The sequence below is a fragment of the Mesorhizobium sp. M8A.F.Ca.ET.218.01.1.1 genome (assembly GCF_004791165.1).
Classification (GTDB): domain Bacteria; phylum Pseudomonadota; class Alphaproteobacteria; order Rhizobiales; family Rhizobiaceae; genus Mesorhizobium.
Window position 1 is genome coordinate 1 of the sequence record NZ_SRUZ01000181.1, and the last position, 295, is coordinate 295.

The 295-nt window shown below is 59.3% G+C and carries 1 protein-coding gene; it reads right to left on the reverse strand.

Annotated elements, in window-relative coordinates:
* On the reverse strand, positions 1 to 295 hold a 295-nt coding region (locus EN861_RS34920; protein ID WP_245512186.1), incomplete at both ends, for a glutamate synthase-related protein.

Genomic DNA, 295 nt, shown 5'->3' on the forward strand with positions numbered 1-295 from the left:
CTTTTCCCAATCGGTGATCTCACGGATCTCGAGAATCTTGATCTCAAGATCGTCAGGTCCTGTCCAGTCAGGATGCCGGCAAGCCGAACGCTGGTCGATCCCCTTGGGCAACGTGCGCATTTCGGCAACACGGTCAGAGATCTTCTGGCCAAGCAGCATGCCGCCGCCGCCGGGCTTAGCGCCCTGGCCTACAACGATCTCGATTGCGTCGGCGCGGCGAAGATCGCGCGGGTTCATTCCATAACGCGAGGGCAGATACTGATAGACCAGCGTTTGCGAGTGGCCTCGTTCTTCC